Raw genomic sequence first — 24,739 nt, 5'->3', positions numbered from 1 at the left:
TATACTCTTTAAAAATATTTTTTCAAAACATCAGGAATATGAATTTTTCCTTCTTTATCTTGATAATTTTCCATAATCGCTACCAAGGTTCTTCCTACTGCCAAAGATGAGCCATTAAGAGTGTGAACAAGTTCATTTTTTCCTTGTTCGTTTTTATAGCGAATTTTAGCGCGTCTTGCTTGAAAATCACGACAATTTGAAACCGAGCTGATCTCACGATATTTATTTTGTCCTGGAAGCCACACTTCAAGATCTACAGTTTTTGCCGCACTAAAACCCAAATCTCCGGTGCAAAGCATCAAATGTCTATGCGCTAAACCTAAAGAACTCAGTAAATCACTTGCACACTCAAGCATTTCATTAAACACGCTATCACTTTGCTCAGGTTTAGCAATACTTACAAGCTCTACTTTTTCAAACTGGTGTTGTCTTATAATACCTCTTGTATCACGCCCTGCACTGCCTGCTTCTTTTCTAAAACAAGCGCTATAACAAGTCATTTTTATAGGTAAAGTTTCACTAGCTAAAATTTCCCCGCTGTAAAGATTGGTTACTGGAATTTCAGAAGTTGAGATTAAATACAAATCCTCATCATCTACCTTATACATATCTTCTTTAAATTTTGGCAACTGACCCGTCCCAAACATAGTAGCACCATTTACCAAAAAAGGTACATTAACAAATTCAAATCCACGACTTCTATTAAAATCTATCATATAATTTACCAAAGCACGGCTTAATAAAGCTCCTTCATTTTTAAGCACACAAAAACGACTTTGTGAAATTTTTACCCCACGCATAAAATCAAACCAATTTAAACTCTCGCCTAATTCAAAATGTTCTTTTGGAGTAAAATCAAAGCTAGGTGGATTTAAAACTTTTTTAAGTTCCACATTTTCATCTTCATCTTCACCCACAGGCACACATTCATCAGGGATATTTGGGATGGCATGAGCGATTTCTTCAAGCTCATTTTCTAAAACATTTACTTTAGCGCTTTGCTCATTAATTTTGCTTTTATTTTCACTTAATTTTGCTTTTAAACTTTCTTTATCTTCGGCTGTAGCAAGCTCTTTACTGAATTTATTTTGAAAAGCTTGAAATTCTTCTAAAGCTGTTTTTTCTTTTTTTAAACTTGCAAAAAGTTCAGCAAGTTTTTTTAAGATATTTTCATCAACTTTTTTATTTTTTAACTTTTTAGCCACTTCATCAAAATTATTTTGCAAATTTTTTAAATCTAACATTTTCTACTCCTTAAAGTCCGATTTTTTCATAAATTTTTTGCATTTTTTCTTGGGCGATTTTTCTTGCTTTTGTCGCACCAAAATCTAAAATTTCTTTCAAATGCGAAGGCTTTTCTAAAAGCTCATTATATTTTTCTCTTGCTTCTTTAAAATAAGCATTTGCAAGTTCATTTAAATACATTTTAAAATGTCCATAACCCTCGCCACCTTTTTCATAGCGTATTTGTAATTCTTTTTGCCCTGCTTCATCTAAAAAAAGCTTTGCGATTTTAAAAACATTGCAGTTTTTAAAATCTTTTGGATCTTCTAAAGCGGTGCTATCTGTAACTATGGAAGAAATTTGTTTTTTTAAGGTTTTTTCACTGCTAAAAATATCTATAGTATTTTGATAAGATTTACTCATTTTTGCCCCATCAGTGCCTACAACTACAGCTACTTCTTCATTAACTTTAGCCTCTGGAAGGGTAAAAATTTCACCCCATTCATTATTAACTTTTAAAGCAATATCGCGTGCGATTTCAACATGCTGGATTTGATCTTTTCCTACAGGGACAATTTGTGTATCAAAAAGCAAAATATCAGCTGCCATTAAAACAGGATAAGAAAAAAGCCCATGTGAAGCACTAAGCCCCTTAGCAACTTTATCCTTATAACTATGCGCACGCTCTAATAAACCCATAGGAGTAAATTGCGATAAAATCCAATAAAGCTCCATAACTTCCTTAACATCACTTTGCAACCAAAAAACGCTTTTTTGAGGATCTATACCAAGGCTTAAAAAAGCCGCAGCAGCTTTTAAGGAATTTTGTTTAAGTTTTTCTCCATCTTGAGAAGAAGTCATGGCATGATAATTAGCAATAAACATAAACATTTGGCTTTTTTCTTGTGCATCTACCATTTGCTTAATCGCACCAAAATAATTACCTATATGCAAATCGCCACTTGGCTGAAGGCCTGTTAATACTCTCATTTTATCACCTTTTTAATCTCGCTTAAAAGCTCATCTATATTTTTATTTTCTATATTTAAAATAAAATTTGCCTTTTGTTCATACTTGCTTAAACGCTCATTATATAATTTTTTTGCTTTAATTTCATCATAAAATAAAGGTCTTTTAGAAATTTCATCTTTGTCTAAACGCTTTTTTAAATATTCAAAATCTGCTTTTAAATAAATACAAAAACCTGCTTTTTCTAAATTTGAAACATTAACAAAACCCCCACCTGTAGCAATACAAGCTTTCTCACAAGAACTAAAAAAATCAGCCATTTTTTGCTCTTGTTCTCTAAAAAAATTTTCCCTTTTTTGTTCAAAAATTTCACTGACTTTTTGATTAAATTTTTGTTCTATTAAAAAATCACTATCTAAAAAAACAAGATCTAAATCCTTAGCTAAAGCTCTTGCTAAAGTGCTTTTTCCAGAACCCATAAATCCTATAAAAACGATATTTTTAGCTTTCATCATTTTCTTTACTGCCCTTTTTACGCGAAGCAATCACTAAAGGCACACCTTCAAAATTAAATTCTTTTCTGATTTGATTTTGTAAATAACGCTTATAGCTAAAATGCAAGGCCTTAGGACGATTCATAATAAGTGCAATTTTTGGCGGTGCTAAGTCATATTGTACTGCATAATAAATTTTAACCAATTTCCCATAATCATGCGGCAAAGGATGTGCTCTTGTGGCATTTTCTATCAAGGTATTAAGCTTAGAAGTTTGGATTTTTTGAGTGAAATTTTCAAAAATTTGCAAAATTTTATCGAGTAAAACATGCACCCTTTTTCCACTTAAAGCTGATACGCTAATCACGGGTGCGTAAGCTAGAAATTTAAAACGATCAAGACGCAATTCTTTTACAGTCTTATCAAAATCCATCTCACTTTTATCCCATTTATTTAAAACAATAATCACACCCAAATAATGCTTAGCCACAAGCCCAGCAATGCGTTCATCAAGCTCGTTAAAGCCCTCATGCGCATCTAAAACCAAAAGTGCTATTTGAGAATGAGATAAAATTTTTTCCGTGCGATTTAGGGCAAAGCGTTCGAGTCCTTGAATTTTACCCCTTTTTCTAATACCTGCAGTATCAACAAATTCTATCACTTTATCTTTATGAACTACACTTTCATTAACAGGATCTATAGTAGTTCCTGCAATAGAACTTACAACACTGCGTTCTTGTTTAACCAAAGCATTTAAAAGACTTGATTTTCCAACATTTACACGCCCTACAATACCCACTCTGATATGATTTTGATCGACTTCTTTAAATTGAAATTCTTTTCCTTCTTCATAATACTCTAAAAAATCTTCTAAATTTTCTTCTTCATCGGGGATTAAAAACTCTTCATGTAAAAATTTTTCAAGCCATTCATAAAGTTCATCTAAGCCTACATTATGGGTTACTGAAAGATTAAAGATTTCCTTTACGCCAAAATTTGCAAACTCCCAAGCCCTTTCTTCATCTTTTTTATTATCTACTTTATTAATCACTAAGGCTATAGGTTTTCCAAGTTTTTTTAAAGAATAAAAAAACTGTCTATCCTCATCATCAGGCGCTAATTTCCCATCAACTAGATAAAGTATGATATCGCTTTCTTTAGCTACTTTTAAAGTGTTTTTTTTCACATTTTTAAAAAGTTCATCACTTTCATCAAGCCCTCCACTATCAATAAGCATGGCTTTTTTTGAATGAATATGAATTTGCGTTTTATTTGTATCTCTAGTTGTGCCTGAAATATCACTTGTAATAGCTATTCTTTGTCTTGCCATTCTATTAAAAAGGCTTGATTTTCCCACATTTGGCTTACCTATAAGTATAATGCTTTGCATTTTTTTCCTAGAAAATTATATTTTTAAAATTATATAAAATTTGGCTTAATATTAAGCAAAAAAGACTAGAATTAACCCAGATTTTAGTCAAGGAAAAAAAATGCTAAAAGTAATCAAGCATAATTTAGGAATTTATTTCATGATTTTAGCATGTTTGGATTTTGCACTTATGGGAGCTTGTGCAAAAATTCTTAGCAAGGAAATGAGTTCTATAGAAATTATGTTTTTTAGAAATATCATAGGAATTTTTTTCATAGTCTATCTTTTAAAACGATCTAAGGCACATAAAGAAGGGGGATATTTTTGGCTCTTGGTATTTCGTGGAGTAGTAGGCACGCTTTCACTATATATGTTTTTCTATAATGTTTCAAATATTACACTAGGTGGAGCTTTTGCTTTTCAAAAAACTGCTCCTATTTTTATTACTTTAATAGCTTTTGTTGTTTTTAAAGAAAATATTGGCATCAAAGGCTGGATAGGAATTTTAATAGCATTTGGTGGAGTGCTTTTAATCGCTCAGCCTTGGGCTCATAATTTAAATCATTCAGGCTTTGATTTAAAAAATTCAGTTATAGGTATCACGAGTGGATTTTTAGCCGCTTTAGCTCTTACAAGTGTAAGAGAACTTAGAAAATCTTACACTACAGAACAAATTGCCTTTTCTTTTATCCTTTTAGGAACCTTAATGCCTTTAATTTCTATGATCAGTGCTGAATTTTTTGAACCACAGCATCTTGATTCTTTACATTTAGATTTCATTCTAGCACCTTTTGTGATGCCAAGTCTTACAGCTTGGCTTATCATTGCCATTATGGGAACTTTAGGCACCATTTATCAAATTCATGTCACTAAAGCTTATGGTATCGCTAAACAAGCAGGAGTGGTTGCCGGAGTTAGTTATCTTGATGTAGTATTTAGTATGATAGTTGGGATAATTTTGGGAGATAATTTACCAAGCACTATGGTTTTTTTAGGTATAATAGGCATTATTTTTGGTGGATTAATTTTAGTTAAGAACAAAGGAAAAAAATGAAAAAAATGATACTCATTGCTGGTCCTTGCGTGATAGAAAGCAAAGATTTGATTTTTAAAGTTGCTGAACAGTTAAAAAATTTTAATGAAAATCCAAATATAGAATTTTATTTCAAATCAAGTTTTGATAAGGCCAATCGCACAAGTATTAATTCTTTTCGAGGTCCTGGTCTTGAAGAAGGATTAAAAATTTTACAAAGCGTAAAAGATGAATTTGGTATGAAAATCTTAACCGATATACACGAAAGCAATCAAGCAAACCCTGTAAGTGAAGTAGCTGATGTCTTGCAAATTCCTGCTTTTTTATGTCGTCAAACCGATTTACTTGTAGCCGCAGCAAAAACTAAGGCAAAAATTAATATCAAAAAAGGACAATTTTTAAACCCAAGCGATATCAAATACAGCGTTAAAAAAGTTCTACAAACCCGTGGTATAGAAGATGAAGGCTATGAAGCTGCTCAAAGAAATGGTGTTTTTGTAGCTGAAAGAGGGGCTAGCTTTGGCTATGGAAATTTAGTAGTAGATATGCGTTCTTTAGTTATCATGCGTGAATTTGCTCCAGTTATTTTTGATGCTACCCATAGCGTACAAATGCCAGGGGCTGCAGGTGGAAGTAGCGGAGGGAAAAGCGAATTTGTAGAACCTTTAGCAAGAGCGGCAGCAGCCGTAGGCATAGATGGCTTTTTCTTTGAAACACATATTAATCCTTGCGAGGCTTTATGCGATGGACCTAATATGCTTAATCTTACACGCCTTAAAAATTGCGTTAATACATTACTAGAAATACAAAATATCATAAAGGAAAACAAATGAATATTATTGAAGGAAAATTAAATTTAGACTCAAATACAAAAATTGCTATCATTAATGCAAGATTTAATCATATCATCACAGATCGCCTTGTAGAAGGAGCAAAAGATGCTTTTTTAAGACACGGGGGCAAAGAGGAAAATCTAAGCCTTATACTTGTTCCTGGTGCTTTTGAGCTTCCGTATGCATTAAAAAAAGCTATAGAAAGCAAAAAATTTGATGCAATTTGTTGCGTAGGTGCAGTAATTCGTGGCTCAACTCCGCATTTTGACTATGTTTCAGCAGAAACCACCAAAGGCATAGCCAATGTGAGTTTAAATCATAATATCCCTGTAAGCTTTGGTGTTTTAACTACAGATACAATAGAACAAGCCATAGAAAGAGCTGGAAGCAAGGCAGGTAATAAAGGCTTTGAAGCTATGACAACTGTAATCGAGATGTTAAATTTAAGCAAGGAGCTTTAATGGCAACGCGTCATCAAGTTCGCCAAAGCGTCATCTCCTTACTTTATGCTTTTGAATTAAATTCTCAAAACAACGTTTTTGTAGATGAAATTTTAGATGAAAAAAAAATACGCAATGAACAAAAAAATTTTACTTTAAATTTATATCATGGAATTTTAGATAATTTAAACAATATTGATGAAACCTTAAATTCATTTCTAAATGATAATCAAATTACAGCTTTAGGACATATAGAAAGAGCTATACTAAGACTTGGAGCTTATGAGTTACTTTTTACCGATACTCCTAGCGCCATTGTTATCAATGAGGCTATAGAACTTGCCAAAGAACTTGCCAATGACAATTCTCCAAAATTTATAAATGGAGTTTTAGATGCCTTAATAAAGGCTAAAAAATGAAGCTTTGTGTTGCACTTGATCTTTCTACAAAAGAAGAATGCTTGCAACTTGCCAAAGAATTAAAAAATTTAGACATATGGTTAAAAGTAGGTTTAAGAGCATATTTAAGAGATGGCTTTAAATTCATAGAAGAACTTAAAAAAGTTGATGATTTTAAAATATTTCTTGATCTTAAAATTCATGATATTCCCAACACTATGGCAGATGCTTGCGAAGAAATATCAAAACTTGGTGTTGATATGATCAATATCCACGCAAGTGCTGGAAAAATAGCCATGCAAGAAGTTATGACACGGCTTAGCAAATTTTCAAAAAGACCTTTAGTTTTAGCAGTTTCTGCTCTTACGAGTTTTGATGAAGAAAATTTCTTTAGTATTTATAGACAAAAAATCGAAGAAGCTGTAATTAATTTTTCAAAAATATCCTATGAAAATGGACTTGATGGTATGGTATGCTCTGTTTTTGAAAGTAAAAAAATTAAAGAGCACACAAGTTCAAATTTCTTAACCCTTACTCCTGGAATTCGTCCTTTTGGAGAAACAAGTGATGATCAAAAACGTGTTGCTAATCTTGCAATGGCTAGAGAAAATTTGAGTGATTATATCGTTGTGGGAAGGCCTATATATAAAAATGAAAATCCTAGGGCTGTATGTGAAAAAATTTTAAACAAAATACACAGAAAAAATATAAGCGAAAACGATATAGAGCAAAATTATGAAGTAATTCAGCAAAAAGAATGGGATATGTGTAATCACTTTGAAGAATGGATTAAAACTCAGCCTGATAAAGAACATGCTTTAAAAGAATTTTATGCTAAGTGTGGGATAAAATATTGAATTATCAACAATTAGAATGCGATTACTTTAATCTTTACAATCAGTTTCTTAGCGTGGATTTTCAAATTTCATTATTTGAAAAAGATCATAAAGGTTTAATTAAAGATTTTATATTTTTTTATTATCAAATTTTAAAACAAAAAGACTTGAGCTACTTGCTTGAGGTAAGAAATAAAATTTCCCTGAAAGTTTATAATTATATGCAAGAGCACTCCACTTCTCCAAAAGATTTAAGTCTTATTTGTCTAAGAGAAAATAAACATATTGAATTTTTTCAAATATTTTACAAGGCTCTCGCTTATTTTGTAGCCTTTAGAAAAAAACTTGATGGAGAACAAAAAATTAAAAATTTGATTTCAAATATCAATGACTGTTTTGGCTATCATTTCTTGAATTCTGACTTTAACAATCTTCAAAATTTTCAAAAAAGCGATTTGTTCACCTTACCTGAAAAACATCTTAAATATTTTCACTTCGCCATGATTCATCTTTGTTTCATGGTTTTAAATCCTTTAAATTTTAAAGACTCTAATCGGCATCTTGATAAAGCGATTAATTATCTTGTCGATGGAACTTTTGAAATTTATGAGCTCATCTTTAAAGAATATTTTTTATTGTTTTCAAAAGATAAAGAGCTCAAGGATGAACTTAGAAAATTAAAAAAATTAGAATTTAAAATTCTAATGCAAGAAACTTCAAAAATTAAACTACTTAATCACTATAAAGAATTTTGCGAAGAAATATTCTACAATATAGAACTTGAAAAAATCACACAAAATTAATCCTGTATTAACATTGTTATAGTTTAATAATAAAAATTTTTAACAAGGAAAAATTATGATTATAACTCCTGAGAATTTATATAAAAAAAGAAGAGATTTTTTAAAACTTGGAGCGGGTGCTTTAATAAGTTCAAGCGTGCTTGCTTCTAAACTATCTGCTTTAAATTTCACAAGCGATACTAATCCAAACAAACTTGAAATCAGCGATGAAGAACTGGCTACAAATTATGTCAATTTTTATGAATTTTCAACAGATAAAAGAAAGGCTGTATCATTGGCACAAAATTTCAATACTCAAAATTGGAAAATCGATATCAGTGGAGAAATAGAAAAACCTTTAACTTTAAGCATGGAAGATATTTTAAAATTTCCACTAGAAGAAAGAATTTATCGTTTTCGCTGTGTTGAAACTTGGTCTATGGTGGTACCTTGGGTAGGCTTTGAATTGCGTCGTTTGATTGAAATGGCAAAACCTACAAGCGAGGCAAAATTTGTTAAATTTACCACTCTTTTAGATAAGAGCCAATTTCCCGATCAAGACGCTTTATTTCCAACTATAGACTATCCTTATGTAGAAGGACTTCGCATGGATGAAGCTATGCATCCTCTTACCTTGCTTGCAGTAGGAATGTATAAAAAAGCCTTAAAGCCTCAAAATGGCGCTCCAATACGCCTTGTTGTTCCTTGGAAATATGGCTTTAAAAGTATTAAATCCATAGTTAAAATAGAATTTACCAAAGAACAGCCTAAATCCACTTGGGAAAGTTACGCTCCAAGTGAATATGGTTTTTATGCTAATGTCAATCCTAATGTTTCTCATCCTAGATGGTCTCAAGCTAACGAGAGGGCTTTAGGAGACTTCTTTACCAAACCTACTTTAATGTTTAATGGATATGAAAAAGAAGTGGCAAGTTTATATAAAAACATGGACTTGAAAGTGAATTTTTAATGCAGACAAAATACTTTAAATTTCTTGCTTATTTTAGCTTTATCATAAGTTTAATCTATGGCTTTTATCATATCATAAAAGCCTTTGATTTTGTAAAAGAAGCCTATATTTACACTGGAATATTTGCTTTAATCTTTTTAAATTTAAGTCTTTTATTTTCTTTACCTAAATTTAAAAAAACAAAAAATTATCCTAAAATTTTAGGTATTTTTGCAGCTTTTTGGGCGATTTTGCACTTTTTAAATTATTTTATTTTTGATAGAAATGCTCAAATTTTAAGGCTTTTCGATGATATTTCACATCGTTTATTAGAAGCAAGTGGATTTATCGCATTTTTAATCATATTTTTAATGCTTTTAAGTTCTTTTAAAATCTTTAAAAAACTTAGTAAAATCAGAAAACTAGGATATTTATGCTTAGTTTTGGCAAGTTATCATTATTTTTTAACCCCAAAAATTCCTATGTTTTGGGAATGGAGTGCTTTAATTATAGCTTTGTTTTATTTTATAGTTCGCTATACAAAAACATTAAAAAAGTTAAAATCCAACAATCTTACTTTTATCAAAACTTGAATTTAATTCTTTTTGTATGCTTTCTATAAAATCTTGCATTTTAAAAACCCCATCTTTTGATACAGCTACTTTCAAAGCTGTATTCTTCACCACCATTAAAATTTGTGCTCCACTTAATTCATAATTTGATAAAATATTTATATCAAAATCTTTTTCAAATAATGCTTTTTTAGGTAGAAATTTTTCCCAAATTTTAAGCCTATCTTTAAAATCAGGTTTTTTAAATTCTATCTTATAATCAAATCTTCTTGAAAATGCACTATCTAAGCTTTCTAAAAAATTTGTCGTAGCGATAATCACACCACTAAAACGCTCAATTTGCTCTAAGAATATATTTTGCATTTGATTATGCATTTTATCGCTACCACTACTTCCATCTACACGCGTACTTAAAAACTGATCAGCTTCATTGAGAAGTAAAATAGGACTTTGTTTACAAGTTTGCACGATATTTTTATAAGTATCAAAAATTTTTCTTACATTTTGCTCACTCTCTCCAACCCATTTGCTCAAAATTTTAGAACAGTCAAAACTAAGAACAGATTTTTTCATTGATTTAGCCATAGCTAAAGCTGACATAGTTTTTCCAGTACCAGCAGGACCATAAAAAATAATTTTAGCTTCTATATTTTTATTACTCTTTATACCCCAAGAATGAAGTCTTTCTAGGACTTTTTTATCTTGTTGTTTTAAAATATTTTCTAAAAGCTCTTTTGTATTTTCAGGCATAATAATATCATTGATGTCAGTGCTTGGTTCTATAAGCTCGAAAATATCTTGATCTTTTAAAACACTTTCAATTTTGATTTTTTTACTTTGTTTTGGTTCAAAATTTATAATTCTTTGTAAAATTTCATCGATAATAAAAAAACTTTTAGAAATATCTCCAAAAGCATTTAAATATTCATCATACTCGATTAAGTTTAAAAGAGGAGCATTTTCTTGTAATAATTTTTTATTTTTATGCCTTTCTAAATCATTTTCACTGATTAAAGAAAGTAAAGAATTCATTTCTCTAGAAATCGAACTTTCATTACTTAAGGCGTATTCTTCTTTTAAAAGTGCTAGAAAAATAATTTGTTCTTTATGTTCAAGATTGTATTCTTTAAAAATATCAGCCAATACATTATAAAATTTACTTTTTTTTAGTCTTTCTTTGATATGTTTTTCATAAAGTTTAATTTGATTTTTTATTTCACTATTATAAGCACTTTTTTGTATAAAACTTAATCTTTCGTATAATTGAATACGCGCAAATTCATCTTTTAAATATTCTAAATAATCTGCATAAGCCTCTTGTTTCTCAAAATTTAAACGAGGTTTTGCTTCTAAAAATTCTAAAAAATATTCACTTAGACTAAGCTCACTTTGCAATAAGGCAAGAGTTAATGTTTGAGTTTTATTATTTTCTAAACTTTTAAAAAAACTCGAATTTTGATTTACAAAACCTCTTTCGATAAGTTTTTTTAAATCCTCCAAAGCATCAAGATAAAGATACTTATCATTTCCAAAAATTGTCGATAATAAAGTAAAGGCATTGATAGAAGAAATAGAAACGACATAATTTCTACAAAGTTCTCTAAGAATCAAAGCCTCATTTTTAGCACACTTAAGCTCTTTATAAATTTGAGTATCTTCTATATTTTTCAAACTTAAAAAATTTTTTAATTTTTCCATTATTTTTTAAATTCCTTAAGCTCATCTTCGTTAAATTCTACGCAAATATTTTCATCTAAAAAATGACCTTCAAAAGGTAGATAACAAATTTTTAGTTTTCCATTATTAAGCAAAAAATTATTATTAAATTGTAAATTTTGCAGATCTTCAAAACACTCATCACATGTATTTTTAAGCTTCTCATGTAAAAGATTTTGAAATTTTTGATTTTCAGTATTATACAAATCATTTAGTTTTACAAATGCGTGAGCATTAATATCATAAACAAAATTATTTAACTCTAAAATAGCACGGCTCATACCATCTTCATAAAAATAATACCATTCTTCAAAACTAATTTTTCCATCTTGTAAAAAAATAGGTTTTTGGCGAATTTGTTCAAAACTAAATACACCCTTATGAACAGGATGAAATTCTTTAAAATCATCATTAAAACCTATAAAATCAAGACTACGCTTTATACGAATGCCATCTTGCGTTTCGACAAGTTCTAAAGTAGTTGTTCCTAAATTTTCTCCTTGAAAATTTTTATTATCATATGTAAGCATTTTAGAAGAATTGATTTTATATTTTTTACGCTCATCTTGCCAAAAATCATTTATCTTAACGAGTGGAATCTCTAAATTTCCATTTATATCATCAATAATTAAAAAACTAGAACTTGTTTGATTTTTATCCCTGTCAAAAAGTGGAGTCATAGGCGCATTATCATAAACTATGGCAAAAATTTCTTTATCCTGCAAATGATAAAAATACAATTCACCTTTATAAACTTGCGCTAAAGCTAGATTTACAAAGCAAAATACCAGTAAAAAAAATTTCAAACTCTATCCTTTAATTTTGAATATGCGTTAAGATAATTTTAGCATGTGAAATTTTATCAAAAAAACTTACTTTATTATCACAAACTTGATAAAAAATTTCATAATTTTTTGCTTTTAAATTTTGTTCAAAGCCACAATCAGTTTTTTCTAAATTTTTACCCTGCCATAAAGCATTTGCCTTTAAAATATCACTTAAAATATCATCATAATATACATTTTTAAAAAATTTTTGATTAAACACTTTTTTATCATAACACACTGCATTGATACAAATTTTATCTTTGATTTTGAGTTCAAAAAAAGCTTGCCCTAGTTTATAAACTTCTAAATTTAAAGCATTATTTTCTTTTTTTAAAAAAGCTGCGTCATTGATTTTTATCATAGGAGAAGCAATCAAAACCATCAAGCTTTGACTCGAAAAATTTTGATTTTTCACACTACAAGCACAAAGAAAAAAAATAAAACACAGAGCTAAACAATGCTTCAAATTTGACCTTATTTGAGATTTTTAAAACTGATATTTAACTCTAAATCAAGCTCTTTTACAAGCTTCATCACAGCTTGTAAATCATCGATTTGTTTTGCTGCAACACGAATTTCTTCACCACGAATCGAAGAATTAACTTTAAGTTTGCTATCTTTGATAGCTTTATTGATTTTTTTAGCATTTTCACTATCAATAGCATCGTTTGCTTTCAAATTTAAACGAAACATTGCTCCACTTTCACGAGAAAGCTCTTTAATAGCATTAGGATTAATTCCTCTTTTGATAAGTTTAGAAATCACTATATCTTTTAAAACATCAAGCTTTCCTTCACTAGAAGAACTGAGTTTAAAAATACTCTCTTTTTCGCTTAAATCAATCTCACACTTAATTCCTTTTAAGTCATAACGACTATCAAGTTCTTTTTTAGCTTGTTCAAAAGCATTTTTTAATTCTTGCTTATCTAAAGCTGCTGAAATATCAAAACTATGCTCACTTGCCATTTTCTATCCATTCTTTTAAATTATTATAAACTATATCCATTAAAGCATTTAAAGCTTCCTTACTCGCCCATGCAACATGAGGGGTGATAATAAGATTTTCTTTATTTTTAATGCTTAAAAGCGGATGATTTTTCATCATAGGTTCAATTTCTAAAACATCAAGCCCTACACGAATATTTTTTTCATCTATGATTTTAGCTAAATCATTTTCATTGATAATCCCACCTCTTCCTACATTAATCAAAATCGCATTATCTTTTAAAAGCTTTAATTCTTCAAAGGTGAGTAAATTTTTAGTTTTTTCATTTAAAGGTGCGTGGATACTAATAATATCACAAGTTTTCAATAAATCTTTTAATTCCAAATGTACAAAATCTGCGTTTTTATTAGCTCCACTCGTAGAATAATAATAAATTTCGGCTCCAAAAGCCTTTGAAATTTTTGCCACTTCTTTACCTATGGTTCCTAAACCTATAATACCATGTTTTTTACCACTTAAGGTGTTTAAAATTCTACTATAATCTGTAAAAATAGGACTTTCACACCATTTACCCTCTTTGCTCCATTTGTCATAATAAAGCACTTGATTTAAAAAAGCAAACATAAATGCAAAAGTATGTTGCACCACACTCATAGTAGAATACCCAGCAGCATTTTTTACAATAATACCTTTTTCTTTAGCATACTCAATATCGATATTATTAACCCCTGTAGCAGTTTCCAAAATGAGTTTTAAATTTTTACAAGCATCAATCACATCTTTATCAATTACAACCTTGTTTGTCATGGCGACATTAGCATCTTTTAAACGCTCTATGGTTTGCTCTTTATTTGTTGTGGTATAAATTTGCAAAGAACCAAATTTTTCAAAAACACTTAAATCATAATCCCCTAAAGTTGCCGCATCTAAACAAACAATTTTCATTTCTAATCCTTTATAATATGTCCTACAAATTTAGAATAATTATCAAGCACAAGTCCTCCTTTTCTAAATCCTAAGCCACACCCTTCATAAGCAAAGAAAACACCTGCTTGATAGTATTCGTTTTCACATGAATTAAACTCTACATATTCTTGATAAATAGCCTTATTATTCCCATAAGGACCTACATTCTCATGCAAAGTTTTTCCATCTTTAATTATACTGATATTTGCACCTTCTCTACCAAAAACAGGTTTTTTAACATAGTTTTTACCTTCCAAAGGAGTATCTTTTGTTTCTAAAAGTAATGGATGATTTGGATAAAGTTCCCATAGAATTTTTAAAATTCCCTTAGATTGAAATAAAAGCGTATAAGCAGGATTTAAAATAATTGCTCTTTGATTACGCATGATTTGAGTTAAAAGCATAGCAAGTTCACCCTCTTCTATGGCTATATCTTCCCAAGGAATAAGCTTAAACCAATACTCATAATTTTCACCCTCTTTAAAAATACCCTCTTCGCTAAATTCTACCTCATCTACAAAGGAAAAATTAGTTTGAAAACCTGCTTCATTGGCTATATGTGCAAGCAATTTTGTAGTGATTTCCTCTTCTTTACTTCCTGCAACACTTGAAAAAAGAATTTTCCATCCTTGATAATGCTCTTCAAACCCTTCAACACTTTCATCAAGGGTAATAAGTCTTTTAAAATTATCCATCAAACTTTCATAAATGCTGTTAAATTGTGCGCTTTCATCCATTCCATTTTGTTTTAAAAGTGCCCATTGTAAAATCGCACTTTCAAAAAGAGCAGTAGGGGTATCAGCATTAAATTCTATAAGTTTTATAGGCTTGCCATCAAGTCCACCCGCTAAATCAAAACGCCCATATAAATGCCAATGAACCTCATTTTCCCAACTCATCTTAATCGCATCAATAAGATTAAAAGGAATTCCAAGCTCATCAAAACGATCATTATTAATCACTTCTTGCGCTGCAGCAATAAACATATCATAAAGCTCATTTACCGCTTCATAATAAGCATTAGCTTCACTTTCCTTAACACAAACTAACTTATTGCTAATATAATCACTTCCATCTTCATCTGTATGCCAAGAAAAACCTATATTTTCTAAATAATCTTTTTGAAGTTTGTCTACTTGTAATAATTGCATTATTTATCCTTAAGAGCCAAAAGAAGAACTAGAACTTGTGGCTTTAGAGCCTCCACCAAAAAAACCTGATTTTTTAGCACTTGAAGCAGAGCTTGTTGTGCCTGCTTTATTAAAACTATTAACACTCCTTTGATAAGCACTTTGATTTGAAAAAGCACCGCGTTGTTGGTTGGCAAAATTTTGATTATTGAAAAGTTTTGAACCTATCCAACTTCCTAAAATAGCACCTGCAGCACTTGCGAGTAAAGTTTCCCCTAAACTCAATCCCCCACTACTGATTTGTCCATTGTCTTTAGTTAAATTTGAAGTTCCATTATCAATTTTAGCTGCTTCTTCTTTAATCAAAGCATCCATTTCTTCTTTGGATAAAATTCTTTCTGTACCATTAAGATCTTTTAAAACTACCCTTGTTTCATCACTTGGATATTGATCTTTGATTTTATACTGCCCTGGAGCTGTTTCTTCGATAATTACAAAAGCTCCTTGAGCATTAGCCGCTTGATTTAAAGTATCTGCATTGTCATTATTACTTCCACAACCTGCTAAAGCACCTCCAGCAACAGCTGCTAAACCACCTATCATACCAATTTGAATGATTTTTTTGATTTTTTTCATAAGTTTATCCTAAAAACAGAAAATTTAAATTAGAAATTTTAACAAAAAATAATAAATACTTTTTAATTTAATACCAAATGAAGTTTGTAGATATAAAAAAGCCCTTTCGGGCTTTTGGGTTAGAGTCTTGACTCGTAGCGTCTAAGCATATAAAGTCTTTTAAGCATTTTTTTGCGTGCTGAAATTTTTTGTTTTTTGCGAATTTCAGTCATAGGCTCAAAAAATCTTCTTGCTCTTACTTCAGTCACAACTAGATTTCTATCTACTTGTTTTTTGAATTTACGATACGCTTCATCAAAAGACTCGTTAGGATGCACCTTGATTCCTGGCACAGTCCTCACCACCTTTCTGTGTAAATTTTTGTTGTGAAATATAATTATAAAACACTTCTTATTAATTCTAACTTAGAAAGCATTTAAAAATTGTTTTAGTTTTTATCGGTTATAATCCTTAATTACAAAGTGCTAAAAAATTATAATTAAGGTCTAAAAATGCAAGGACACATTACAAACTATACAAAAAAACGATATTTTGTATATTTAATTGCAAGTATTATCATATTTTCCCTACCTTTCATAAGAATTAATGAGAATCATTTTTTTCTTTTAAGTTTTGATCATTCTAAATTAAACCTATTTTTTATTTCTTTTTCAACACAAGAATTTTATCTCATGCCTTTTGTTCTTATATTTCTTTTTTTATTTATTTTTTTTATTACAACTTTAGGTGGAAGAATTTGGTGTGCTTGGAGTTGTCCACAAACGATTTTTAGAGTTATATATAGAGATATCATACAAACTAAATTTCTTAAAATTCGCAAAAATATCAATAACAAACAAAAAGAATATGAGAGGCAATATTTTAAAAAATTTCTTGGAATGATAATTTTTTATTTTATATCTTTAGTTGCTGTTAGTAATTTACTTTGGTACTTTATTCCTCCTGAAGATTTTTTCAATTATATTCAAAATCCTGGCGAGCATCTACTTTTACTTGGAATTTTATTTTGTGCTAGCTTACTTTTTACTTTGGATATTACCTATTTACAAGAAAAATTTTGTGTTTATGTCTGTCCTTATGCAAGAATACAATCTGTAATGTTCGATCATGATACAATGCAAGTGATCTACGATGAAAAACGCGGGGGCTTGATCTATGATGGACACACCAAACTTCATAAAAAACCGCCTGAGGGAGAATGCATAGGTTGCGAAGCCTGTGTTAGTATCTGTCCAACTCATATTGACATACGCAAAGGAATGCAACTTGAATGTATTAATTGTCTTGAATGTGCCGATGCTTGCTCTAAGGTTCAAAGCAAATTTAATCGTCCAAGTTTGATCAATTGGACAAGTGCAAAAGCTATTGAAACGCGTTCTAAGGTTCATTATTTAAGATTTAGAACGATAGCATATTTTATAGTTCTTTTAATTGCTTTACTGGCTTTAATCATCATGGGAAGCAAAAAAGAAAGCATGCTTTTAAATATCAATCGTAGTAGTGAATTATATAATATTTCAAATGTTAAAGGTGAATTAGTCATTTCAAATGCTTATACCTTTTTGTTTCAAAATACAGATTCTAAACCTCATGAATATTATTTTACAGCAAATTTAGAAGGAATAAATGATGGAATTGAAATCATAAGACCAAACAAACCTTTTAAATTAAAAGCAGGAGAACAAGTCAAAAAAATAGTTGTTATCAGGGCTACAAAAAATTTAGCAAATAATGATAAAAAAGACGTAATCTTTCCTTTACATATAAAAGCTTACGCAAAGGATAATGAAAAAATTTCGGTTTTTAGAAAAAGTATATTTGTATACCCTAAAAGCACTCTTATAAAGGATAAAAATGAACTCAAATAGAACACCATCACAAAAAGTTTTAGCCAGACAAGAAAAAATCAAAGCAGTGGCCTTAGAGCTTTTTTTAACAAAAGGATACCAAGAAACAAGTTTGAGTGATATTATTAAATTATCTGGAGGATCTTATTCTAATATTTATGATGGTTTTAAAAGTAAAGAAGGGCTATTCTTTGAAATTTTAGATGACATATGTAAAAAACACTTTCATCTTATTTATTCCAAAACACAAGAAATTGAAAATGGCACTTTAAAAGAAATTTTAACTTCTTTTGGTTTAGCTTTTATAGAAATTTTCAATCAACCAGAAGCTGTAGCTTTTGGTAAAATTATCTATTCTCAAGTTTATGACAAAGATAGACACCTTGCCAATTGGATAGAAAATAATCAACAAAATTTTTCCTATAACATACTTATGGGTTTTTTCAAGCAACAAAATAATTCTTATATGAAAAAAAATGCAGAAAAACTTGCTGTTCTTTTTTGCACTATGTTAAAAGAACCTTATCATCATCTTAATGTTTTAATTAACGCTCCTTTGAAAAATAAAAAAGAACAAAAAGAACATGTTGAATTTGTTGTAAATGTTTTTCTAAATGGAATCAATAGCTCCAAAGCTTAAAAAATAATTTTATTAACCAAAATTAAGATATAATTAGCCAAAAATTTTTGTAATAAAAATTACAATTTTTAATTTAATTTTTCAAGGCAAAACCATGAAATTATTTCAAAAAAATACTATTTTAGCTTTAGGTGTTGTGCTTTTACTCACTGCTTGCAGCAAAGAAGAAGCACCAAAAATACAAATGCCGCCTCAACCTGTAACAACCATGAGTGCTAAATCTGAAGATTTACCACTTAGTTTTACTTACCCTGCTAAACTTGTCAGTGATTATGATGTCATTATAAAGCCTCAAGTTAGTGGCGTAATAGAAAATAAACTTTTTAAAGCTGGAGATAAAGTAAAAAAAGGACAAACATTATTTATTATAGAACAAGACAAATTTAAAGCTAGTGTTGATTCGGCTTACGGACAAGCTTTGATGGCTAAGGCAACTTTCGAAAATGCAAGCAAGGATTTTAATCGTTCTAAAGCTCTTTTTAGTAAAAGTGCAATCTCTCAAAAGGAATACGACTCTTCTCTTGCTACATTTAACAATTCAAAAGCTAGTCTAGCAAGTGCTAGAGCACAGCTTGCAAATGCAAGAATTGATCTAGATCATACCGAAATAAAAGCTCCTTTTGATGGTACTATAGGAGATGCTTTAGTTAATATAGGAGATTATGTAAGTGCTTCAACAACTGAACTAGTTAGAGTTACAAATTTAAATCCTATTTACGCAGATTTCTTTATTTCAGATACAGATAAACTAAATTTAGTCCGCAATACTCAAAATGGAAAATGGGATTTAGACAGCATTCATGCAAATTTAAATCTTAATGGAGAAACCGTTCAAGGCAAACTTTATTTTATTGATTCTGTTATAGATGCTAATAGTGGAACAGTAAAAGCCAAAGCTATATTTGACAACAACAACTCAACACTTTTACCAGGTGCTTTTGCAACAATTACTTCAGAAGGTTTTATACAAAAAAATGGCTTTAAAGTGCCTCAAATAGCTGTTAAACAAAATCAAAATGATGTTTATGTTCTTCTTGTTAAAAATGGAAAAGTAGAAAAATCTTCTGTACATATAAGCTACCAAAACAATGAATATGCCATTATTGACAAAGGATTACAAAATGGCGATAAAATCATTTTAGATAACTTTAAAAAAATTCAAGTTGGTAGCGAAGTTAAAGAAATTGGAGCACAATAATGTTTTCTAAATTTTTTATCGAAAGACCTGTTTTTGCTTCAGTTGTTGCAATTATCATTTCTTTAGCTGGAGCTATAGGTCTTACAAATTTACCTATAGAACAATATCCTTCTTTAACCCCTCCTACAGTTAAAGTAAGTGCAACTTACACAGGAGCTGATGCACAAACCATTGCTTCAACAGTTGCAAGTCCTATCGAAGATGCAATCAATGGCGCAGATAATATGATTTACATGGATTCAACTTCAAGTTCTTCAGGAACTATGAGTTTGACTGTTTATTTTGATATCGGTACAGATCCTGATCAAGCCACCATAGATGTTAATAATAGAATTTCAGCCGCAACTGCAAAAATGCCAGATGCAGTTAAAAAACTTGGAGTAACAGTTAGAAAAACTTCCTCAACAACACTTGCTGCAATTTCTATGTATTCAAGTGATGGCTCAATGAGTGCAGTAGATGTATATAACTATATCACTTTAAATGTTTTAGATGAGTTAAAAAGGGTTCCAGGAGTTGGAGATGCAAACGCTATAGGAAATCGTAATTATTCTTTAAGAATTTGGCTCAAGCCTGATTTATTAAATAAATTTGGAATCACAGCTACTGATGTAATTTCTGCGGTTAATGACCAAAATGCCCAATACGCAACTGGTAAAATTGGCGAAGAACCTGTAACCCAAAAATCCCCTTATGTTTATTCAATCACTATGCAAGGAAGACTACAAAATCCTAGTGAATTTGAAAACATTATTTTAAGAACAAATAATGATGGATCATTTTTAAGACTTAAAGATGTAGCTGATGTGGAAATAGGATCACAACAATACAGCTCACAAGGACGATTAAATGGCAATGATGCAGTTCCAATTATGATCAATCTTCAATCAGGGGCAAACGCATTGCATACAGCAGAACTTGTTCAAGCTAAAATGCAAGAACTTTCAAAAAATTTTCCAAAAGGTTTAACATATAAAATTCCTTACGATACAACAAAATTTGTAATAGAATCAATCAAAGAAGTTGTTAAAACTTTTGTTGAAGCTCTAATTTTAGTTATCATTGTTATGTATATGTTCTTAAAGAATTTCCGTGCAACACTTATTCCTATGATAGCTGTACCTGTTTCATTGTTAGGAACTTTTGCTGGACTTTATGTTTTAGGTTTTAGTATTAACTTGCTTACGCTTTTTGCTTTAATTTTAGCCATAGGGATCGTTGTAGATGATGCGATTATAGTTGTAGAAAATATTGATAGGATTTTACATGAAAATGAGCAAATAAGCGTAAAAGATGCTGCTATCCAAGCGATGCAAGAAGTTAGCTCTCCGGTTATTTCAATTGTTCTTGTGCTTTGTGCTGTTTTTGTACCAGTTTCTTTTATATCAGGTTTTGTTGGAGAAATTCAAAGACAATTTGCTCTTACCTTAGCTATATCTGTAACCATATCAGGTTTTGTTGCTCTTACCTTAACACCTTCTTTATGTGCACTCTTTTTGCGACGTAATGAAGGAGAGCCATTTAAATTTGTAAAGAAATTTAATGATTTTTTTGATTGGAGTACCTCTGTATTTAGCGCAGGAGTAGCATATATTCTAAAAAGAACCATTCGTTTTGTTTTAATTTTTTGTATTATGCTTGGGGCAATTTTTTATCTCTATAAAGCTGTACCAAGCTCTTTAGTTCCTGAAGAAGATCAAGGTTTGATGATTGGCATTATCAACCTTCCTTCGGCTTCAGCACTCCATAGAACAATCTCAGAAGTTGATCACATAAGCCAAGAAGTTTTAAAAACTAATGGAGTTAAAGATGCAATGGCTATGATAGGATTTGATCTTTTTACAAGTTCACTCAAAGAAAATGCCGCTGCAATGTTTATAGGCTTGAAAGATTGGAAAGATAGAAATGTGAGTGCTGATGAAATCGCCATGGAGCTTAATAAAAAATTTGCTTTTGATCGCAATGCTTCAAGTATATTTATAGGCCTACCTCCTATACCTGGATTAAGTATCACAGGCGGTTTTGAAATGTATGTTCAAAACAAAAGCGGAAAAAGCTATGATGAAATACAAAAAGATGTAAATAAACTTGTTGCTGTGGCCAACCAAAGAAAAGAGCTATCAAGAGTAAGAACAACCCTTGATACAACTTTCCCTCAATACAAGCTTATAATTGATAGAGATAAATTAAAACACTACAATCTTAACATGCAAGATGTTTTTAACACGATGAATGCAACTATAGGCACTTATTATGTTAATGATTTTTCTATGCTAGGTAAAAACTTCCAAGTAAATATCCGCGCAAAAGGTGATTTTAGAAATACACAAGATGCATTAAAAAATATTTTTGTAAGATCAAATGATGGAAAAATGATACCACTTGATTCTTTCTTAACTTTACAAAGAAGTTCAGGGCCTGATGATGTAAAACGATTCAACCTTTTCCCAGCGGCACAAGTTCAAGGTCAACCCGCACCAGGTTATACTTCAGGTCAAGCTATAGAAGCGATTGCTCAAGTAGCAAAAGAAACTTTAGGGGATGATTATTCCATAGCTTGGAGTGGATCAGCTTATCAAGAAGTTTCTAGTAAAGGAACAGCAAGTTATGCTTTTGCTTTAGGTATGATATTTGTCTTTTTAATTCTAGCTGCCCAATATGAAAGATGGCTTATACCTTTAGCAGTTGTAACAGCTGTACCTTTTGCGGTATTTGGATCATTTTTATTGGTATATTTAAGGGGATTTAGCAATGACATATATTTTCAAACAGGACTTTTGCTCTTGATTGGACTTTCAGCTAAAAATGCTATCTTAATCGTAGAATTTGCAATGGAAGAGCGCTTTAAAAAAGGCAAAGGAGTTTTTGAAGCAGCTGTTGCAGCAGCAAAACTTCGTTTTCGTCCTATCATAATGACTTCTTTGGCATTTACTTTTGGGGTCTTGCCAATGATTTTCGCAACAGGAGCAGGAAGTGCTTCAAGACACTCTTTAGGAACAGGGCTTATTGGTGGAATGATCGCAGCATCAACTTTAGCGATATTCTTTGTGCCTTTATTTTTCTATCTTTTAGAAAATTTTAATGAATGGCTAGATAAAAAAAGAGGTAAGGTTCATGAATAAAATAATTTCAATTAGTGCTATAGCAAGTTTTACTCTTTTGATTTCAGCTTGCTCTTTAAGTCCAAATTTAAATATTCCCGAAGCAAACTATAGCATTGATAATAAGCTTGGAGCCTTATCCTGGGAAAAAGAAAACAATAGCTCTATCACAAAAAATTGGTGGAAAGACTTTGATGATGAAAATTTAAATAAAGTGGTTGATTTAGCACTTAAAAATAATAATGATTTAAAACTTACCTTCATACACATGGAACAAGCTGCTGCTCAATTAGGTATAGATTTTAGCAGTTTGTTGCCAAAATTTGATGGTAGCGCAAGCGGTAGTCGTGCAAAAACAGCTATAAATGCTCCAAGCAATCGAACTGGGGAAGTAAGTTACGGTAATGATTTTAAAATGGGGCTTAATTTAAGCTATGAAATCGATCTTTGGGGAAAATATCGCGATACATATCGTGCCTCAAAATCAAGCTTTAAAGCAAGTGAGTATGATTATGAAGCTGCAAGACTTTCTGTTATTTCAAATACGGTTCAAACTTATTTTAATCTTGTAAATGCTTATGAAAATGAAAATGCTCTTAAAGAAGCCTATGAATCTGCAAAAGAAATTTATAGGATTAATGATGAAAAATTTCAAGTTGGCGCTGTAGGCGAATATGAACTTGCTCAAGCAAGAGCCAACTTAGAAAGTATGGCTTTGCAATATAATGAAGCAAAATTAAATAAAGAAAATTACCTTAAAGCTTTAAAAATTTTGACTTCAAATGATTTAAATGACATACTTTACAAAAATCAAAGCTATCAAGTTTTTAATCTTAAAGAATTTGACATTCCAACTGGAATTTCAAGCACCATCTTGCTTCAACGTCCAGATATTGGCTCTTCTTTAGAAAAATTAACTCAGCAAAACTATCTTGTTGGAGTAGCTCGCACGGCTTTCTTACCTAGCCTTTCTTTAACAGGATTATTGGGATTTGAAAGTGGGGATTTAGATACCTTGGTTAAAGGAGGTTCTAAGACTTGGAATATAGGTGGAAACTTTACTCTGCCTATTTTTCATTGGGGTGAAATTTACCAAAATGTAAATTTAGCCAAGCTTAATAAAGATGAAGCTTTTGTAAATTATCAAAATACTTTGATTACTGCTTTTGGAGAAATTCGCTATGCTTTAGTAGCTAGAAAAACTATACGCTTACAATACGATAATGCACAAGCAAGCGAACAATCTTACAAAAGAATCTATGAAATTGCTAAAGAACGCTATGATATAGGAGAAATGTCTTTGCAAGATTATTTAGAAGCACGTCAAAATTGGCTTAATGCTGCCGTTGCTTTTAATAATACTAAATATTCTTATGCCAATTCCATAGTAGATGTAATCAAAGCATTTGGTGGAGGATTTGAGCAAAGTGAAGATACGAGTAAAAATATAAAAGAAGAATCAAAAAATTTAGATATGTCTTTTAGAGAATAGTTTGTTCTATTCTCTAAATAAATTAAAAATCTTTGTCTAAATCTGCATCTGTAATTTCATAAGCCTTGTAAATAGCAGGCAATAATTTTCTTATAGCATAATCAAAATGATAAAATTGCTTATATACCTCTTCTGGATTTAAATTTTTAGCATTCTTAAAATCAAATACTTCAGTATTATTGATTTTGGCAATATTTTCATCAAAATAAGAGTAAAACTCTGCTCTTTGTTTAAACAAAGCATTTAAATTTTGAACAATTTTGGCTTTATCCATTTTATATCCTTTTTAAATAATTTAAAAACTTAATCCCATTTTTTATTTAAGAAATAAAAAATTTACT

Annotated in this window: 26 protein-coding genes; 13 read left to right on the top strand and 13 right to left on the bottom strand. The window is 30.4% G+C overall.

Features of this window, described 5'->3' with window-relative positions; genetic code table 11:
- Positions 1–8: 8 nt before the first annotated feature.
- Genes serS through der form a run of 4 tightly spaced genes read right to left on the bottom strand, consistent with a single transcriptional unit; the run spans position 9 to position 4,077 of the window.
- Entirely contained in the window at positions 9–1,244 is a 1,236-nt protein-coding gene (gene serS / locus FBE96_RS01895) for a serine--tRNA ligase (RefSeq protein WP_002857478.1), read from the bottom strand.
- A gap of 10 nt (positions 1,245–1,254) precedes the next feature.
- Positions 1,255–2,214: a tryptophan--tRNA ligase gene (gene trpS, locus FBE96_RS01890; protein WP_002854553.1), complete on the bottom strand. Its 960-nt coding sequence runs from the start codon at positions 2,212–2,214 to the stop codon at positions 1,255–1,257.
- Positions 2,211–2,708 carry a shikimate kinase gene (locus FBE96_RS01885; protein ID WP_002904001.1) on the bottom strand — a complete coding sequence of 166 codons (498 nt, stop codon included), beginning with the start codon at positions 2,706–2,708 and terminating at the stop codon, positions 2,211–2,213. The genes trpS and FBE96_RS01885 overlap by 4 nt, the downstream gene beginning before the upstream one ends.
- Positions 2,695–4,077: a ribosome biogenesis GTPase Der gene (der, locus tag FBE96_RS01880; RefSeq protein WP_002858744.1), complete on the bottom strand. Its 1,383-nt coding sequence runs from the start codon at positions 4,075–4,077 to the stop codon at positions 2,695–2,697. Before der ends, FBE96_RS01885 begins: the two co-directional genes overlap by 14 nt.
- A gap of 100 nt (positions 4,078–4,177) precedes the next feature.
- Here der and FBE96_RS01875 point away from each other — a divergent pair, with 100 nt between their 5' ends.
- The 8 genes from FBE96_RS01875 to FBE96_RS01840 are packed head-to-tail and all read left to right on the top strand — an operon-like array spanning position 4,178 to position 9,920.
- A complete protein-coding gene (locus tag FBE96_RS01875) occupies positions 4,178–5,110 on the top strand; it encodes a DMT family transporter (protein WP_002865582.1) in 933 nt (310 codons plus the stop codon).
- Positions 5,107–5,922, top strand: coding sequence for a 3-deoxy-8-phosphooctulonate synthase (gene kdsA / locus FBE96_RS01870; RefSeq protein WP_002858652.1), 816 nt, complete (start codon positions 5,107–5,109; stop codon positions 5,920–5,922). Before FBE96_RS01875 ends, kdsA begins: the two co-directional genes overlap by 4 nt.
- Positions 5,919–6,383 carry a 6,7-dimethyl-8-ribityllumazine synthase gene (ribE, locus tag FBE96_RS01865; RefSeq protein ID WP_002854278.1) on the top strand — a complete coding sequence of 155 codons (465 nt, stop codon included), beginning with the start codon at positions 5,919–5,921 and terminating at the stop codon, positions 6,381–6,383. The genes kdsA and ribE overlap by 4 nt, the downstream gene beginning before the upstream one ends.
- Entirely contained in the window at positions 6,383–6,781 is a 399-nt protein-coding gene (gene nusB, locus FBE96_RS01860; RefSeq protein ID WP_002789667.1) for a transcription antitermination factor NusB, read from the top strand. The genes ribE and nusB overlap by 1 nt, the downstream gene beginning before the upstream one ends.
- Positions 6,778–7,617 carry an orotidine-5'-phosphate decarboxylase gene (pyrF, locus tag FBE96_RS01855; protein WP_002894559.1) on the top strand — a complete coding sequence of 280 codons (840 nt, stop codon included), beginning with the start codon at positions 6,778–6,780 and terminating at the stop codon, positions 7,615–7,617. The genes nusB and pyrF overlap by 4 nt, the downstream gene beginning before the upstream one ends.
- On the top strand, positions 7,614–8,399 hold the full coding sequence (locus tag FBE96_RS01850) for a hypothetical protein (RefSeq protein ID WP_002824766.1): 786 nt from the start codon (positions 7,614–7,616) through the stop codon (positions 8,397–8,399). Before pyrF ends, FBE96_RS01850 begins: the two co-directional genes overlap by 4 nt.
- A 55-nt stretch (positions 8,400–8,454) precedes the next feature.
- On the top strand, positions 8,455–9,348 hold the full coding sequence (gene msrP / locus FBE96_RS01845) for a protein-methionine-sulfoxide reductase catalytic subunit MsrP (RefSeq protein ID WP_002872445.1): 894 nt from the start codon (positions 8,455–8,457) through the stop codon (positions 9,346–9,348).
- Complete coding sequence (locus FBE96_RS01840; protein WP_002905612.1) at positions 9,348–9,920, top strand: sulfite oxidase heme-binding subunit YedZ; 573 nt, start codon at positions 9,348–9,350, stop codon at positions 9,918–9,920. Before msrP ends, FBE96_RS01840 begins: the two co-directional genes overlap by 1 nt.
- Here FBE96_RS01840 and FBE96_RS01835 read toward each other — a convergent pair.
- The 8 genes from FBE96_RS01835 to rpsU all read right to left on the bottom strand — a co-directional run bounded on the left by FBE96_RS01835 (position 9,885) and on the right by rpsU (position 16,452).
- A complete protein-coding gene (locus tag FBE96_RS01835; protein WP_002854291.1) occupies positions 9,885–11,597 on the bottom strand; it encodes an ATP-binding protein in 1,713 nt (570 codons plus the stop codon). The genes FBE96_RS01840 and FBE96_RS01835 overlap by 36 nt on opposite strands.
- Positions 11,597–12,421 (bottom strand): hypothetical protein, encoded by an 825-nt coding sequence (locus tag FBE96_RS01830; protein WP_002905615.1) that lies wholly within the window; start codon positions 12,419–12,421, stop codon positions 11,597–11,599. The genes FBE96_RS01835 and FBE96_RS01830 overlap by 1 nt, the downstream gene beginning before the upstream one ends.
- Before the next feature lie 10 nt (positions 12,422–12,431).
- Positions 12,432–12,908, bottom strand: a complete 477-nt coding sequence (locus FBE96_RS01825) for a hypothetical protein (RefSeq protein WP_002905617.1) — start codon at positions 12,906–12,908, stop codon at positions 12,432–12,434.
- Positions 12,909–12,916: 8 nt separating this feature from the next.
- Positions 12,917–13,408: a YajQ family cyclic di-GMP-binding protein gene (locus tag FBE96_RS01820; RefSeq protein ID WP_002873362.1), complete on the bottom strand. Its 492-nt coding sequence runs from the start codon at positions 13,406–13,408 to the stop codon at positions 12,917–12,919.
- Positions 13,398–14,333 carry a D-2-hydroxyacid dehydrogenase gene (locus tag FBE96_RS01815; RefSeq protein ID WP_002905619.1) on the bottom strand — a complete coding sequence of 312 codons (936 nt, stop codon included), beginning with the start codon at positions 14,331–14,333 and terminating at the stop codon, positions 13,398–13,400. Before FBE96_RS01815 ends, FBE96_RS01820 begins: the two co-directional genes overlap by 11 nt.
- Before the next feature lie 2 nt (positions 14,334–14,335).
- Positions 14,336–15,505 carry a glutathionylspermidine synthase family protein gene (locus FBE96_RS01810; RefSeq protein ID WP_002858689.1) on the bottom strand — a complete coding sequence of 390 codons (1,170 nt, stop codon included), beginning with the start codon at positions 15,503–15,505 and terminating at the stop codon, positions 14,336–14,338.
- A gap of 9 nt (positions 15,506–15,514) precedes the next feature.
- Entirely contained in the window at positions 15,515–16,120 is a 606-nt protein-coding gene (locus tag FBE96_RS01805) for a UPF0323 family lipoprotein (protein ID WP_002854351.1), read from the bottom strand.
- Positions 16,121–16,239: 119 nt separating this feature from the next.
- Positions 16,240–16,452, bottom strand: coding sequence for a 30S ribosomal protein S21 (gene rpsU, locus FBE96_RS01800; protein WP_002780697.1), 213 nt, complete (start codon positions 16,450–16,452; stop codon positions 16,240–16,242).
- Positions 16,453–16,611: 159 nt separating this feature from the next.
- Between rpsU and ccoG the strand changes: the two genes are divergently transcribed.
- From ccoG to cmeC, 5 genes are all read left to right on the top strand, one after another.
- On the top strand, positions 16,612–17,988 hold the full coding sequence (gene ccoG, locus FBE96_RS01795; RefSeq protein WP_145599587.1) for a cytochrome c oxidase accessory protein CcoG: 1,377 nt from the start codon (positions 16,612–16,614) through the stop codon (positions 17,986–17,988).
- Positions 17,975–18,607 carry a multidrug efflux system transcriptional regulator CmeR gene (cmeR, locus tag FBE96_RS01790; RefSeq protein WP_002843095.1) on the top strand — a complete coding sequence of 211 codons (633 nt, stop codon included), beginning with the start codon at positions 17,975–17,977 and terminating at the stop codon, positions 18,605–18,607. Before ccoG ends, cmeR begins: the two co-directional genes overlap by 14 nt.
- A gap of 94 nt (positions 18,608–18,701) precedes the next feature.
- Positions 18,702–19,805 (top strand): multidrug efflux RND transporter periplasmic adaptor subunit CmeA, encoded by a 1,104-nt coding sequence (gene cmeA, locus FBE96_RS01785; protein WP_002858646.1) that lies wholly within the window; start codon positions 18,702–18,704, stop codon positions 19,803–19,805.
- On the top strand, positions 19,805–22,927 hold the full coding sequence (gene cmeB, locus FBE96_RS01780; protein WP_002872052.1) for a multidrug efflux RND transporter permease subunit CmeB: 3,123 nt from the start codon (positions 19,805–19,807) through the stop codon (positions 22,925–22,927). The genes cmeA and cmeB overlap by 1 nt, the downstream gene beginning before the upstream one ends.
- Positions 22,920–24,398 (top strand): multidrug efflux transporter outer membrane subunit CmeC, encoded by a 1,479-nt coding sequence (gene cmeC, locus FBE96_RS01775; protein ID WP_002899262.1) that lies wholly within the window; start codon positions 22,920–22,922, stop codon positions 24,396–24,398. Before cmeB ends, cmeC begins: the two co-directional genes overlap by 8 nt.
- Positions 24,399–24,420: 22 nt before the next feature.
- Here cmeC and cmeU read toward each other — a convergent pair whose 3' ends face one another.
- Positions 24,421–24,672 (bottom strand): CmeU family protein, encoded by a 252-nt coding sequence (gene cmeU / locus FBE96_RS01770; RefSeq protein ID WP_002857293.1) that lies wholly within the window; start codon positions 24,670–24,672, stop codon positions 24,421–24,423.
- Positions 24,673–24,739: the final 67 nt, after the last annotated feature.

This window comes from Campylobacter sp. CFSAN093241, assembly GCF_012889595.1.
Lineage (GTDB): Bacteria > Campylobacterota > Campylobacteria > Campylobacterales > Campylobacteraceae > Campylobacter_D > Campylobacter_D jejuni.
The sequence above is the reverse complement of the archived record's forward strand: the minus strand, read 5'-3'. Positions and strand labels throughout refer to the sequence as shown.